11 protein-coding genes and 1 pseudogene are annotated in these 14,912 nt (G+C 52.2%); 8 read left to right on the forward strand and 4 right to left on the reverse strand.

Annotated elements, in window-relative coordinates:
- The first annotated feature begins 156 nt into the window (after positions 1–156).
- From WDJ60_RS11340 to WDJ60_RS11370, 7 genes and pseudogenes are all read left to right on the forward strand, one after another.
- On the forward strand, positions 157–1,281 hold the full coding sequence (locus WDJ60_RS11340; protein ID WP_340100549.1) for an extracellular solute-binding protein: 1,125 nt from the start codon (positions 157–159) through the stop codon (positions 1,279–1,281).
- 10 nt (positions 1,282–1,291) lie between these two features.
- A complete protein-coding gene (locus WDJ60_RS11345; protein ID WP_340100550.1) occupies positions 1,292–2,413 on the forward strand; it encodes an ABC transporter ATP-binding protein in 1,122 nt (373 codons plus the stop codon).
- Positions 2,410–3,321 (forward strand): ABC transporter permease, encoded by a 912-nt coding sequence (locus WDJ60_RS11350; RefSeq protein ID WP_340100551.1) that lies wholly within the window; start codon positions 2,410–2,412, stop codon positions 3,319–3,321. The genes WDJ60_RS11345 and WDJ60_RS11350 overlap by 4 nt, the downstream gene beginning before the upstream one ends.
- Positions 3,314–4,117, forward strand: a complete 804-nt coding sequence (locus WDJ60_RS11355) for an ABC transporter permease (RefSeq protein WP_340100552.1) — start codon at positions 3,314–3,316, stop codon at positions 4,115–4,117. The genes WDJ60_RS11350 and WDJ60_RS11355 overlap by 8 nt, the downstream gene beginning before the upstream one ends.
- 48 nt (positions 4,118–4,165) lie before the next feature.
- Positions 4,166–5,166: pseudogene (locus WDJ60_RS11360) on the forward strand (IS630 family transposase).
- A gap of 486 nt (positions 5,167–5,652) precedes the next feature.
- Positions 5,653–7,260: a transposase gene (locus WDJ60_RS11365; protein ID WP_340100553.1), complete on the forward strand. Its 1,608-nt coding sequence runs from the start codon at positions 5,653–5,655 to the stop codon at positions 7,258–7,260.
- Positions 7,261–7,662: 402 nt separating this feature from the next.
- On the forward strand, positions 7,663–8,889 hold the full coding sequence (locus tag WDJ60_RS11370) for a tyrosine-type recombinase/integrase (protein WP_340100554.1): 1,227 nt from the start codon (positions 7,663–7,665) through the stop codon (positions 8,887–8,889).
- A 479-nt stretch (positions 8,890–9,368) separates the two neighbouring features.
- Here the strand turns inward: WDJ60_RS11370 and WDJ60_RS11375 are convergent, their stop codons facing one another.
- Entirely contained in the window at positions 9,369–9,698 is a 330-nt protein-coding gene (locus WDJ60_RS11375) for a hypothetical protein (protein WP_340100555.1), read from the reverse strand.
- 184 nt (positions 9,699–9,882) lie between these two features.
- Between WDJ60_RS11375 and WDJ60_RS11380 the strand changes: the two genes are divergently transcribed.
- The gene (locus WDJ60_RS11380) at positions 9,883–10,332 is read left to right on the forward strand and encodes a hypothetical protein (protein WP_340100557.1); all 450 of its coding nucleotides are present in this window, start codon (positions 9,883–9,885) and stop codon (positions 10,330–10,332) included.
- Positions 10,333–10,465: 133 nt separating this feature from the next.
- On the opposite strand, the gene WDJ60_RS18845 is transcribed toward WDJ60_RS11380, so the two are convergent.
- From WDJ60_RS18845 to WDJ60_RS11390, 3 genes are all read right to left on the reverse strand, one after another.
- Positions 10,466–10,660, reverse strand: coding sequence for a transcriptional regulator (locus tag WDJ60_RS18845; protein ID WP_417750453.1), 195 nt, complete (start codon positions 10,658–10,660; stop codon positions 10,466–10,468).
- A 169-nt stretch (positions 10,661–10,829) separates the two neighbouring features.
- Entirely contained in the window at positions 10,830–11,993 is a 1,164-nt protein-coding gene (locus tag WDJ60_RS11385) for a tyrosine-type recombinase/integrase (RefSeq protein ID WP_340100559.1), read from the reverse strand.
- A 330-nt stretch (positions 11,994–12,323) separates the two neighbouring features.
- A complete protein-coding gene (locus tag WDJ60_RS11390) occupies positions 12,324–14,093 on the reverse strand; it encodes a transposase (protein WP_340100560.1) in 1,770 nt (589 codons plus the stop codon).
- Between the last annotated feature and the right edge of the window lie 819 nt (positions 14,094–14,912).

The raw sequence follows: 14,912 nt of genomic DNA on the forward strand, positions 1-14,912 counted from the left end.
CGGTTCGTGGAATGATTGTTGTTATATTAGCCCATAGTTATTTATGCCTGGGGGAGAGGCTCATATATGTGACTGCATGGCACGTTATATATCAGTACGTTGTGCCCTGTAAACACTGACAAATAGACGGCAAACATAGCAACATTCATACAAACCATGTCGGAAAATCGTAACGGAAGTCAACGGTCTGGGTGTGTCGATCGTCGATCATTCATTAAAACACTGGGCGTTACGTCAGTAACAGCTGGTGTTGCCGGTTGTATAGGCGGTGGTAGCAGTTCCGGCTCCGATGGGACACTCCGTGTCGCAACCTGGAGTGGCCCGTATACGGAGCGGTTCCGAAACAAGATAAAAAAACCGTACGAAGAGGAGACTGGGAATACGTTGAAGTGTATCCCTGGGTACAGCGAGATCCTTTCGAAAATTGAGGCCGCACCGAAGGATAAACCGCCGTACGATGTCACAGTCGCGGACGACTACTTTTACTTCCAGGGGAAGCAGTCGGGACTCTTCCAGGAAATCAATCACGACAATATTCCAAATTATGAGGAGGTCTTCCCTGTGCTGAAAGACATCAGAACTGATGATCACAAATACGGTGTCCCGGTGGAAGGAAATCCAAACGCGATTGCCTACAGTGAAAATCTGGAGTCGCCACCGAAAAAGTTCTCGCACTTTGTTGAGGATGACCGTGGACTCGATATCAGTCTCAGTGACGGCTTCTACATCTACCCGCTGCAGACGGGTGCGATCGTCGCAGACGAGGCCGAGGGCACTGGTGAACTATACGACGAACAGTATCACGACGCACCCTTTAACGCGATCAAAGAGATGAACATCACGAAATGGTTTACTTCTGGGGCACAGATCTGGGAACTCTTCCGGAACGACATCATCAATACGGCCCAGTACTACTGGGCGACGGCAGCTTACCAGTCGCGAACAAATGACGACCTCAATCTGAACGTCGTCGTCCCGGAAGTAACCGGGGGGTACTTCGACGATTATTGTCTCGTTCGAGGTTCAGACAAGAAAGAACAGACAGAAGAGTTCCTGAATTTCTTGCTTCGCGCAGACGTCCAAACTGAATGGTCAAAGACGAGCTGGGAAATTAAGTCCAACAAGAACGCAGAATATCCGGACTTCGTCTCAGAGACGATTCCGACCACGAACGAGGAACTCAAAGGACTGCAGCTCCCTGACTGGGGCTACCTCTCGGACTACAGTTCCGACTTCTCCGAGCGCATGAAAACACTCAAATCACAGCAGACCGGGAACTAAGGGGAGGACAATGCCTGGGTTACACACTGAAAATCTGACAAAACACTTTGGTGACCTCGTCGCGGTCGATGACGTATCGCTCTCGGTCGAAGCAGGCGAGTTACTCTGCTTACTCGGGCCGAGCGGCTGTGGAAAGTCAACAACCCTGCGCATGCTCGCAGGCTTGGAGTCGCCAACTGACGGTGACGTCTACATCAACGACGAGCAAGTGACCGGCCAGCCCCCCTACCGTCGAAACAGTTCGATGGTGTTTCAAGAGTGGGCACTGTTCCCGCACAAGTCGGTGCTTGAGAACGTCGCGTTCGGTTTGAAGATGCAAGGGCTGGACAAAGCGAAACGACACGAAAAGGCGCGTGAGATGCTCGAAGTGATGGAGATGTCTGAGTTTGAAAATTCCAGTCCCCCCGACCTGAGCGGCGGACAGCAACAGCGCGTTGCCCTTGCGCGGTCACTTGCAACCGAATCACCTGTACTACTACTCGATGAGCCGCTTTCAAATCTAGATAAGCGGCTTAAAGAACAAATGCAGATAGAACTTAAGGAGATACACAGTCAATTCCAGCGAACCACGATTCATGTCACCCACGATCAAGATGAGGCGTTCACCATTGGAGATAAAATCGGCATTATGAACGAAGGTCGGCTCGTACAGGTCGGGCCGCCCCGTGAGGTGTACAATAACCCAAAAAACAAATTCATAGAAGAATTCCTCGGCGAAACCAACTTGGTTGAGGGCTCCGTTACCCAAGTCGTTTCTGACGGAGTCGTCGCGGATATCGATATGCAAGAGTCGATCCGAATACCTCTCCAGGATCACAATTTGGCTACTGGTGATACGATTCACGTCTCGATTCGGCCCGAAATAATCGCCTTCAACGCAGCTACCGCAGAGGTAGACTCCGTCCGAGCCGATGGCTCTCATAGCTTCTCAGTCACAGGCACTGTAGAGAACTTGTTATACCGTGGCTCGGCGGTTCGCTATTATATCGATGTTGGCGATATCTCACTGTTCGTCGAGCAAACCGTCAGGGGATCTTCTGTCGACGAAGGAAGTAACGTCGAACTGCAGTGGAAAGCCACAGATCTGGTCTGTTTCGATCAGACTGGCGAGAAAATCCAGGTAGAATCATGAACATTCAGTACTCGACGAATCTCTTCGATTGGGTCGGCGAGTACATCAAAGACGGCTCGAATCGCTCAAAACTTCTCCTGATTCCGGTCACTATCTTCGAACTGATTTTCTTTGTCGTCCCAATCATGTATCTCATTCGTATCAGTCTCTATGAGCAAACGACTCGGGGAGCGTTCGAGGCCGGGACGTGGACGCTCGGCACGTACGCTGAGGTTCTTACGTCGAGCTACATTCAAGAATTGATGTGGTTCACATTAAAATTTGCAGTCATCTCTACCGTCGTGTCCGTCGTTATCGGCGTCTTCTACGCGTACGCAATCTGGCGGGCAGGACGGAAAATCCGGCTACTACTCCTGTTTGGCGTTGTCTTGCCACTCCTTACAACTCTGGTTGTCAAACTCTATGCTGGGGTGTTACTCCTCTCACCCGGCGGGACGATCAACGAGGTATTATTGAGCACAGGGGTTCAGTCTGAACCACTCCAGTTGATGAATAATTTCTTCGGCGTGCTCGTTGGACAGCTGTACATCACGGTTCCGTATGCTGTCCTCGCAATTTACAGCGTCATGTCGACGATGGACTGGGAAATCGTCGAAGCCTCCCGTGACTTGGGTGCAGGCCGTATTCGGTCATTCTACGAAGTTATCCTGCCGGAGATCGTTCCCGGAATTGCCGTTGCGACCGTCATCTCCTTTGCCTGGGGGGTCGGTGCGTACTCCGCACCGTCCATTCTCGGTACCGCTCGGCAGACGACGTTCGCTATCGAAGTCGAGACGCTGGTGCTCAGTGACTTCAATTGGCCGGCGGCAGCCGCACTCTCGTTAATCATGCTCTTCGCCGTCTTCATCAGCATTCTCGTGCTGTTCCGACTCCTAAATAGCCGAGGAGGTGACGCTGGGTATGTTTAAACGTGAGCAAATTGAGACTGCAGCGTTTCGCATCGGATACTTAACAATCGCAGCACTGCTGCTGCTCCCGTTGCTCATTATTGTCGGTACGTCGATTACTGAATCAAGTTATCTGTCGTTTCCTCCGAAGGATATCTCCCTCCGCTGGTACTACGAATTCCTCGCCAGCGACCGGTGGATGTCTGCGATGCAAAACAGTCTCATCACCTCAACCGGAACGATGCTGCTCTCGACGACTCTTGGTGTGCTAGCGGCCCTTGGTATCGAAGGCTCAAAGAGCAAGTGGTCGGCCTACGTCGTACCACTCGTCTTGCTTCCACTTCTCATCCCAGCCGTCGTAACAGCGGTCACACTCCTGACCTTCTACAGCGAACTGGGTATCCAGCAAAGCTATATCGGCATAATTCTAGCGCACTCGCTGTGGGCCACGCCGCTGGTGTTCTTCATCATGCAATCGGTCTTCGCACGCTTCAATTGGAACCTTCGCGACGCGGGACTCGACCTCGGCGCATCACCGATCCGCGCCTTCTGGGAAGTTGTCCTCCCTGGCGTCCGAAATGGCATCTTTGCATCGATGCTAATTGCCTTCATCATTAGTCTTCAGGAATTCGTTATGGCACTGTTCTTGTCTGGCTTCGAAACACGGACTGTGCCAGTTCTCGCGTACATTTCGCTCCGCGAGATACTCGATCCAGTCGTCAGCGTCGTCTCGACGGTGATGATCGGTGCCGCAGTGCTCATTGTCGTTGGTGCCAGTCTTGCGATTGGATTGAATCAACTCTCGAAAAACCTGTGACTATAGTATCTGATAGAATTTTTCACTCGAAGTGTGTTGCAGTAGTTAGTGGATCGTCCCGACGAGATCTCTTTCGAAGAGTTGCAAACAACTCTCGACAATGTAGAGGGAAAGAAGCCGACACAACGGCTCCTAGCGGCAATCGCGTACAAAAATGGAGTCTCGCAAACCGAGTTATCCGGGTGGTACGATGTCCAGTGACGCACAATCTATAGCTGGCTCAAGTGACTCGACACCGACGAGTCGCTTGAGCAGGCTGTTTCTGATAATAAACGAACTGGAAGAAAGCGTAAAATCTCAAAATCACAGCAAGAAAAATTCGAAGAAACAGTTCACGATCCGCCCGAAGAAGTCGGAATCGACGCACCGGCGTGGACGCCGGCGCTCGCACAGAAATATCTTCAGGAGACGTACGACGTCGAATACTCAATCCCGAGCTATCGGCGGTTGCTCAAAGAAGCGGGATTGAGTTATCAAAAACCACACCGTTCAGCCGCCGAAGCCGACGAAGATGAGCAAGAGGAGTTCCGCGACGAACTCAAAAAAAGCGGCGGGAGATGGACGCCACAGTAGTCTATATCGACCAAACCAAGAAATCCGTGCAAATCGAGCCGCGTGCCGCGTGGTTTCCGCGCGGCACGCGGATCTCCATCGAACTCTCCGGTCAACGGGACTGGACGTGTCTATTGGGCGCGATTATTGAGGACGGTGATCGCTTTTTCTCCCGATTCAAAGAGTATGTCACCGCCGACCACGCGAAACATTTCATTCTCGCGTTATGCAACGAATTTGAGGATGATTTGATCGTGGTGCTAGATGGAGCGCCGTACTTCCAGGCGTCGACTGTCACGGACCTGGCGGCCCGTGACGACCTCGCCTTCGTGACGTTACCAGCGTATTCGCCGGAACTTAATCCAGTCGAAGAGTGCTGGAGACAGTTGCAATCAGATCTCAGCAACCGGTTCTTCGACTCTCTGAATGAGTTAACAACAGCAATTGATACAGCTCTTGACCAACTTTCGATTCCAAAAGTGAGCAACTGTTTCTAATGGTTACTATAGAAGGTAAGCTTTCGGCGGGATTATCGTTCAAGCACACCTGGTTTCCACTGAAACGAGTCGTCCGTCAAGGTTAATCCGCGGTCACCTGTAGACTGACGGACGATGGGAGTCCGGACAGTTCTTACTCAGTTCCTTCTCGGTGAGGGGTTGAAAGTAGTCGTCGAGTGTCGCAACTGTGGAACGAGCGTATCGGCGGGGACCGAGGAATGTCCGGACTGTGGGGAAAGCGCGTTCTCTCGGTACGAGATACCGGAATAGGTCGTCGAACTGTTCATAGGACATAGTGTGATAAGTATGCGAGCGGAGCGAGCGCCGGCCTTTTTCACCCATGTTTTTGCCGTGAGTGGTGAGCGCGGAGAGCTCACCCGAACGGCAATAAGATGGTCTGTACTGAACGGTTCGAAAGCAGCAATTCATGTGATAAAAAGGGCGTAAATCGCGCCGCTTGTGAGACTGGCAGAGTGGATAGCTCACATGGCTCGTCAGAAGCACCGATCGACCGACGCTTACCTCGTCGGGGTGACACTCACAGAGGCACTCAAAGCCAATCAGTCACTCTGCACGGTTCTTCGAACTCTGGAGGGACCGTTCGATTCGCTCGATGACGGCTACCCTGAGTGGCATCCAGCACCGCATTCGTTCGAGGGGATGGTACGCCTGTTTCTCTACCGCGAGATCACCGGTGAGAGCTATCGTGCGCTCGCTCACTATCCTGAACTCGCCCCAGTCTTCGGGTTGGAGAAAATCCCCGATGAATCGGTGCTCTCGCGGACTTGGCGTAATCGGTTTGACGAGGCGACCCGGGAGTTCGTCACCACAGCTGCCCACTACGTCGTCAAAGAAACCCACGACCGCGGTCTGAATGTGCCCGAGGTTCGGCCGAAAGATGAGGTTGTAACACCAAGTCGAGATCCGGATGCCTTTCCGGACGAACCGGACGAAGACGAGTCAGAGGATGGCTTCACTGACGAACAGATCCAGCGGACGACACGCTTGGCTCGTGACCACGGCTTTGACGGGTTCGAATCTAAGCGGGCAGAGAACGCCTCCTACGACGACACGCAGTTTTTCGAACTGCAGACGTTCATGGGAATGGTCGGCTGTGGCACACCCCAAGGCGCGGCTCGCTTTCAATTCCGACGCGGTGAGGAATACGGTCCCCACGGGGACACGCACCTGCGGGCGGTCAAGCAGTTCGAGCCCGAAGACCTGATCGAGGGGTTCGACTGCGCTAGTCACCAGTTGCGCTCAGTACTCGCCGGGGATGCGTCGTTTCGACGGCCAGTCACCGCTGCTATCGACATCACAACTGTCCCCTACTACGGAGACGTTCAGGAGATGCCGATGGTCAGTGGGGTTCAGGCTGAGGAAGAACGGGTGTTCAAGTTCGCGACGCTCTCGATTGTCGGCGAGAATATCCCACTGGTCCTGGCCGTCGAACCCATCCGAGAGAGTTCGCCCTGGGACAACAACCAGTCTAATCAGGTTCACCGCGTGGTCCGGCGGTTGGTCCGCCGCGCGAACGAACACATCCCCATCGAGACGGTACTCTGCGACCGGGAGTTCGACTCGATGGCTGTCTTTCAGACGCTCTCAAATCTCGATGTGAACTACCTGATCCCGAAGCGTGTCACAAGTTCTGAACGGGACGCTATTGAGACGATGAAGGCAGACGGCCGTGATGTGGCCGTCGAACGGGCATCGGTTGACGTGGAGGCCGGGTCGCACTCAATGCGGTTCCTGTACGTCCCGTCGACGAAGACGGATGGGACAGCCGTGTTCGCGACGAATCTGAAAGTAGGCCCAGACGAGGCAGAGACATTCTGTCACCGGTATAGTCGCCGTTGGCAGATCGAAAACGAGTATAAGTCCATCAAGAACGACTTCTTGGCCAAGACATCCTCGAAGGATTACCGCGTGAGGCTGTTTTACTTCGTGTTCGCGGTACTGCTACACAACATCTGGCGACTCACCGACTTTCTGTTGAAGGCTGCCGTCGACGGACCGATGGACAACGCACCTGTCTTGACTGCAGGCGAGGTTGTGGAATTGGTTTCCACAGACCTCATACCGTCTGATTAGGGCGGTATCGGGATCGAATGTTTGTTGTCAGTGTGAGTGGCAACGCTATCTGAACGACCGTTTGACACCACGGTTTCTGACGGATATAGAATATTACCATAACCAGACGGTGTTTTAGAATAGAATCTGGGAATTTTTCACGGTATCCTTTCCAGAGTAGCCGTAGTATTTGGTTATCCTCCGAAACTGTGGAGCATCACCCCCCGGAAAATCTTATAGCGACATATGATTTATTACTATAAAGAATATCTCCGCTAGTTAGTTGCTTATTTCGTGTGTCTCTATTGGACACGCGTATAACCAATACTATTATTAGTCTATCAGATGGACGCTACACCATGAAATCATCACTCTTAGAATCACCACAGGGGGCAGTACGCGGGGTTCACCCCCGAGATCTCCGTGAGTGAGCAAACCTACAACTGGTCGAGGAAATCACTCGACGAACTCGTCAACTTCTACGAGTGCGAAATCGCTCCCGAACGCCGGCGCGAGGGATACGATCCAAACCAGAATATTCCCTCCTACCAGTGGCTCGTTAATCACGGCTACAGTGGCCTTCAGTACGCTGTCCGTGAACATCATGGGATGACGCTCTCCGAATTCTTCGAACAAGCCGTTGGACTCAGCGACGACACCGCAGCGGACAGTCCGTTGTGGCCGATCGACAACGAGCAAATGATCGAGTACCTCGAACAGTACTTCCGGTCACAACAACGCGGTTCAGCTGCGGAAAGTACTCTCCAATCAAAGCGGTCTCGGCTCGGCCAGTTTCTTCGCCACTACGAGCACCTCCACGGGACAGCCGCGATCGTCGCTCGCATCACCGACGTAGCTGACCAGCCTGAAGAAATCCAGCGCGTCACAGCGGTCTTCGACGTGCTTGATGAGAACCTCAAGAGCAACGATTCGAAGCGCCGATACCGGTCTGACATCGACGATCTCTACAGCTGGCTCGTTGATCGCGGCTACGGTGCGTTCAATCCTGTTCGATACGACCACGAATGGGATGTTGCAAAGCGTGACAATCCTGCGCTTGCGCCCGTACAGGTAGGTCAGCTCGCGGCTGCGACTGACGGTACCGAAGAACAACTGATCGTCTTAGGCCTGTGTGCGTGGGGCTTACGCCGGAGTGAATTGGCGAACCTCCACGTCGAAAACGTCGAAATCCAGGCAGAGTCGCCGTACCTCTCCTTCGACACGCGGAAGAATGGTCCTGGAACGGTGGCGTTGATCTATGGCCAACACGATCTCGAAGATCGGATCGCGCAACTGACGGATCGCGAGGAGTGGGACGGGTATATGTTCCCCTCACCAGACGCTCGGTGTGACCACGTAACTGGGGAGACGCTCAATCGACGGTTCAAGTCGATCTCCGCGCGTGCGGATGTGCGCGTTCGTGGTGAACTCCCGACCTCGAAAATGGGGCGTCGATTCTGGTACAGCGCGTACGCTGATGCCGTCGAGACGGTTATTGATCGCCTCCAGAGTGTCGCTCACGAACAGGGTAGTAGTGATCCGATGGTTGTGTTTCGGAACTACCTCTCTGAGGAGAAGCGTCGTGAGTATCTTCGCGACGCGATGTATGACCGGCTTGCTGCTGCATTTGAGCACGACGTTGATCAGTAGCGCTTTGACGCGATAGAGGGCGTACTCCCCAGTGATGGAGGTTTACTTAGATCCCCAGTTGTCCCATGATACGCACGAACTTCCCACATATTAGGCAAGTGTGCTGAGCAGTGTATGCTCCTCAGAAAAGCACAGACTACGTCTTTTTCAAACTCTCATTTTGATATCAGGTTGTTATCTCTATGACAATTGTTTCAGCTAGCGCTATCGCCCTCACGGTGAGTTAGCTCACACTGATTAGCTCCCTCCCTCTATTGGTTTCCAAAAACAAACGCCCTCTCCAACCAGATTGAAAATAATACGACAAAGACCAAAACCTCAAGACTGCAAGTGATTTACAATATCCAACACAAGAATGAAGATTATATATTTTCAATAAAAAGTTATCGTTCGTCTTGCCGGTTTCTTATGACTAAGACGAAGTGTTTAGACGACCTGTTTAATTCCGTTGAGACCACTGATTGGAATCTTGGAGCGTTCTATTCAAAATCCAAATCGAATATTTCTCTGGTAGATCCGAGTAGCTGGTCATCACAATCCCCTGGTTTTTGAGGTTCCCGATCAGCCTTTCTTTTGGCAGATTCACTCATATCTCCAAGGATTCGAGCTTTTGTTCCAGCACGCCACAAACTGGATTCTGAGACATCCCGCTCCAACCATCCCTCAGATTCAAGCTGTTGAAGAACGCGTGTTACAGTTGATTGGCTGGGAGGTTCGTCAAGCCCACTGTAAACATCATTTGAATAAAATATACCCTCTCGAATCGCCAGTTCGATACCACGCGCTGCGACTGCAGTCGCCCGATGCATATGTAACATTACATAACGCCGGGTATTAAGTATTGTCTCAATAATGAGCTCTAATTAATTCGCAGGAGATTATATAATAAAATCCCAAAATGAAATTTATAATATATTATAACCGCAGTACTCGAGCGGGTAGGTAAATTTACTATTGAATAGTTGATTAATCAATAGTAAATTTCCCCGCCCCTTGCAGTACTGTATTTATAGTATCAAAAAAGAAATAATAATATTTTATATTGTACGCATTTTGGTGAACAAATTAGCGCTCATTATTGAAGCAAAATTCATTAGCTACTATATTATAACACAACGTATGCATCGTTCAGCTGCGGTTGCCGCACGTGGTATTGAACTTGCAGTTCGGGATGGCATATTTTATTCAGGTGATGTTGGGAAGGGATTGGACGACCCTCCAAGCCAATCGACAATAACGCGAGTTCTTCAGCAATTGGAATCTGAGGGCTGGTTGGAGCGAGATACTTCTGGTTCTAGTTTGTGGCGTGCTGGGACAAAAGCCCGAATTCTCGGAGATATGAATGAATCAACAATAAGATTGGCGGATCGAGAGCCACGTGGATCAGACAATCCTGGTTCCCAGCCATCCTCCGGTAAAAGCCCATTCAACCTGGATTTTTGAATGTAGTATCTCAATTTTATATCACATCAATCAAAATGAAAATATAGTTTATAATAGCCTGAATTGTACCAATAATATACAACTATGATTGAATCATGTGTGGCATACCGTCGAAAAAGAGATTTTCAAACTCTCACTCGTCTGTTGGACTAGACGCTGACGGATCAAACTCCCCCGTCAAATATCGCTGACCTCGCTCAGTGATTTCGTAATAGCCACGCTGGACGCGAGTGACAAAGTCGTGTTCGACAAGGATACTTAACCGGCGATTGACTTCATCGCGAGACTTCTCGATGTTCATCGCGATCACTGCTGGTGAGAGAATCATCCCTGAGGGATACTCCTCCGCTGCCAGATCGCCTCCGAGTTCTTTGTAGACACGATGGGGGGACACGCAACGAGACACCTGCCTGTCGGAGTGCCCGACGAAGCCGTTGAAATTTGTCCTTATCAGGCTACCACACCGGACGAAGACGCCGGCTTCGGCGATATAGTATTCACCCGTCGTGGTCTTCGAACGCTTCGCTAGTCCGTTCGGCCCGTTCTTTCGCCAATACGTCTGAGTACGCTTCCTCGACGACACGGGCAGAGTTGTCCAGTTGGTCGGCGGCGGCGCTCACCCCCTGCTCAATCGTGAGCGTGCGTCCGACTCCGCGTCGCGCACCATGGAGTTTGAGGTACCCACCGTCGACGTCGAGGTCAGCGGCGTCGGTGAGTCGTTGCATCACACGCCGGGCGCCATCGGTGGCGAGCGACGGCGGTGTGACGTCGTTCTCGCGGCAGGCCACGAAGACTTCGTCGTGACCGGAGAGACCAGTCGTTTCGACACCAGCATCGCGAAGTCGGTCGTAGAGCGACGGGAGATGCAACGTCGGGAAGAGTGGCCAGTCTTCCGTCGGATTCAGGACGCGTTCCCACCGCTCCAGCGCTGGTCGTGCCTGGGTTGGAATCGCGCGCTGGGTCCAGTCCTGATTCTTCGAGAGGACTGTTAGCGTCGCGTAGTCATCGCTCATGTCGCTCCAACGAGCGCCGTCCCGACGGTCGTCATTGTTGACGGCGAGAAACTCGGCGCCACGGACGCCCGAGTACGCAAGCAAATAGACGAGCGCCCGGTCACGGACGGGACCAAGCGCCGCCGAACCGTCCTCGTCGATAGCCTCGTGCGCACGGTCGTCGACGAACAATAATATGGCTCGCCGTTCATCCGGGAGCCACGTCTGCTGCCGTTGTTCCTTCCGGCGGGCCTCTTTGTCCGGCAGTGGTTCACGGGCACGCTCCTGGACGCCGTAGTGTTCGGGAACCAGACCCTCGCGCTGGCACCAACCGACCCACGCCGAGAGGTAGTCGTAGTACTTGTGGATGGTCCGTGGGGAGAGGTCTGGGTCGAGCAATTCAGTGCTGACGTACTCCCGCAGTACATCGGCGTCAAGATCATCGAACGTGCGGACATCGCACTGGCCACACCAGACCAAGAATTCCTGTAGGACGCGCTCTGCGTTGCGCCGATATTGTCCCGACTCACCCGCCGACCCCTTGCCCTTGTCGCGAAGGTAACTGTCGAGTGCACTCTGGAACGCCGCTGGAGTGGTGGATTCACTGCTCGAACCTCGGGATTCGCTGTCTGTCATCGCCTTGGCTTCACCGAGGGCGCGGTGGTCCATAAATCCACTCGTGATTCCTGCACGAATCACGAGTGGATATCCACGAGTAGGAAATCAGGTTCTAAGTATGTTGAAACACTCGATAACCTGAATTTCGATACCTTATAAATTGTATGTCGATATATCAATTTTGGAGCGTGATGCTGCGAATGCTCCGTTAGCGTTCACGGATTGGGGCGGTTTTCGGCCGGTTTTTTGTCGACAAACGGCGCGAAGTCAACCTACCGTCCCCCGAGACTGTAACTAACGGCAGAAAAGCAGTAATATAATTTAGAAAACGCTGCGGTCACCGGCTGATGGGTCTCACGAGTTGCAAACCCGGAATGGGGATTACAGGAGTCTGACCACCTCATTTTCAACCCAGTCTAAAAATCGTTTCAGCGAAATTCGCGGTTTTTTCCGTGTCTCGATTTCCCCGATTCGCTCTTGAGTGAGGAAATCGACCAAGAGCCACATATTGTAAACGAGGCAGCCGAATGCAAAGTGAAACCATCGCACTTCAAACTCCTTCGAAGTCGTCCACGCAGCTGCCTCTTTAATCGACGAGTAGGAGTTTTCTATTGCTCCCCTGTCGCTGTATTCTTCGATTTGTTTGGTCGCCCACTTGCGGTCCAAAGGTGTCTCGTCATCTACGTCGAGGTTCGTCAAAAACGGCTGCGGGGTCTCATTGTCGTGCGTATCATCGTCATTATCCGGCGGCAACACGACAACACTTGTGTACACCTTTGAATTCGTTACCTGATCTTTCACCGGCCCGTGCATCGCAATCCCACGCTGCACGTACAGCTCAGTGTCGCCCTCGTCATCGTACCCACGCTTGAGTTCGTCAAAATTGGTGGTGAGCCGCTTGATTCGGGGATTTCTGACCGCCGGGATGACGTAGTTCAATCCCCGGTATTCCAATGCTGCGACGACATCCGCCGCATGAAACTCGCGGTCGGCATACACCGTCTGAATATTCACGTATTCATCGGCGATTGACAGAAGACGTCGTGCCACATCACCCACATAATACGAGTTGTCCTGTCCTGGGTGGGCCTCCGTGTCAGCGTACTCCGTACTTCCCAGTGGGCAGACTGCAACCGTATAGTGTGTGTTCTCACCAACAATGACTGCCGTTGCGAACTTATGACACCAGCGGTAATCCTTGTCCTCAGGAGCTCCCTGCACCCACACCATCTCGTCACGGTCACCGTAGTAGGCAACATACGTGATGTCCAGCGCGACCTTCGCCCGCGTCCCAAAGCGGGAGCCGTCATTGTGTTCTAACTCCCGCAGTCGAGGTTTAGCCCGCTGGTAGATTTTCCGTAGCACAAAATTCATCAGCTCCGTAATCTCCTCGACTGAAAGTTCTTTTATCGCCTCGAGAAGCGTCTCGCCGCTTGGTCCATCTTCGTAAAACGGATCGGACTCTCCCTCGCAGTCACCTTCGATCTCTGGGTCGGGATTCTTCTTGTCGCCAAGCGTGTGACCAGCGTCATTGGCCGCTTGGCGGGAAATGGCTGCAATCGACTCCAGGGTCAGCAGTTCTTCGTTATCGTAGACCGGATTATCTGGACGAGGAAGTGAAATCGCCGGAAAAGCGACCGTTTGCAACTCTTCTAGGACTTCGCGCCCACGCTTGCGAAGGTGGCGCTGCATCGTGCGCTCCGACATACCATTCGTGTCGTCGTTGGAGTTATCTTCGAAGTCATCAATGGCGACACCAATTGGTGCACCGCGCTCGGCAGCAATCTCACGAATTGCCTCACTAGCCTCTGAAAAACGGTACTCAAGCTTCTCAAAACGCTCCTCAACACGACACGGGCGGAAGGTTGCCTCGGATGGGAGACTGTCAGGATTGAATCCCAGAGCAGCAGCTAACTCTGAGTCATCCTCAAGTCTCGAGCGCAAACCGCCCAATGTCTCACCTTCAACCTTCGTAAGCAGATATGCCCGACTCATTGCGTCGAACGGTACTGATTGAGTCCACTCAGGGTAGTCGTCGAGAAGTCGCCACTCCTCGAAATCAAGCTGTGGTGCCAGCGTAGTCCAGTCCGTTCGCTCATCAATGACTGCATCTGCTTGCTTCGTCAGCGGTTGAGCGAGTTTGCGTGACATTGTTCTTGGGCTGCTGAGGATTGACAGACATATCTCTGCGTCTGGCACACCCGCAGCTCTCTGGACGAGAGTTTGACGCCAGTGATCCCGCTGATCACCGAAACTCGCAGAACATAGCTGTTGCTATTGCCGCAGGCAAACAACTATGATGCTGCGAGTTCAAGAAGTGAGTGTATAGGTCACTTCCTTTTATCGCGCACTCGTATTGCTAGCTACTGCAATTGTATGGTCCTGTTCAGGAAAAAGGTTTTCTATACATATAGGGAAACTGAGTAGTCTGGAAACGACCTGTATGGCGATTTATCGGCGTATATACGCCGATAAAATCAGTCAATATCTGTTCCCAAACACTAATCGTCTATATTAAGATCTCTTAATAGAGTTAGCTCGAATTGCTGGCCCGCCACCACGGGTGCGCTTATATACATCACTTTTCAGTAGAGCATGGTTGGTGGGTGCTGGTAAAACTGTTATCAAGATTTAATTCACCGAATTTTGATTGCCGTTACTCAAAAAATAGATCGGATAGCTCGGTCGGTATGCGGTCTACATTGGTCTGAAAGAGAGTATCATAGAACTATCCACACGAACGTTGTTTTCAGAATAAAACTGGTAGAATAGCCGCTCAATAAGCCTGCTTAGTGAGCTACGGTGAGTTCTACCAGTTCAAAGAGAAGTTCTGGTAGCCGTGCTGACTCGATGGAAATTCTGCTATCCCAGCGGAGCGTGAATCAACTATGGGACGCAAGAGACCGAGCTGTATTCCGTGCCGTAGAGCACGTGGTGCTGACTGGTCCGAGTGCGAAAGAAGCCGAGCTA

Source organism: Salinibaculum salinum (assembly GCF_037645885.1).
Classification (GTDB): Archaea; Halobacteriota; Halobacteria; order Halobacteriales; family Haloarculaceae; genus Salinibaculum; species Salinibaculum salinum.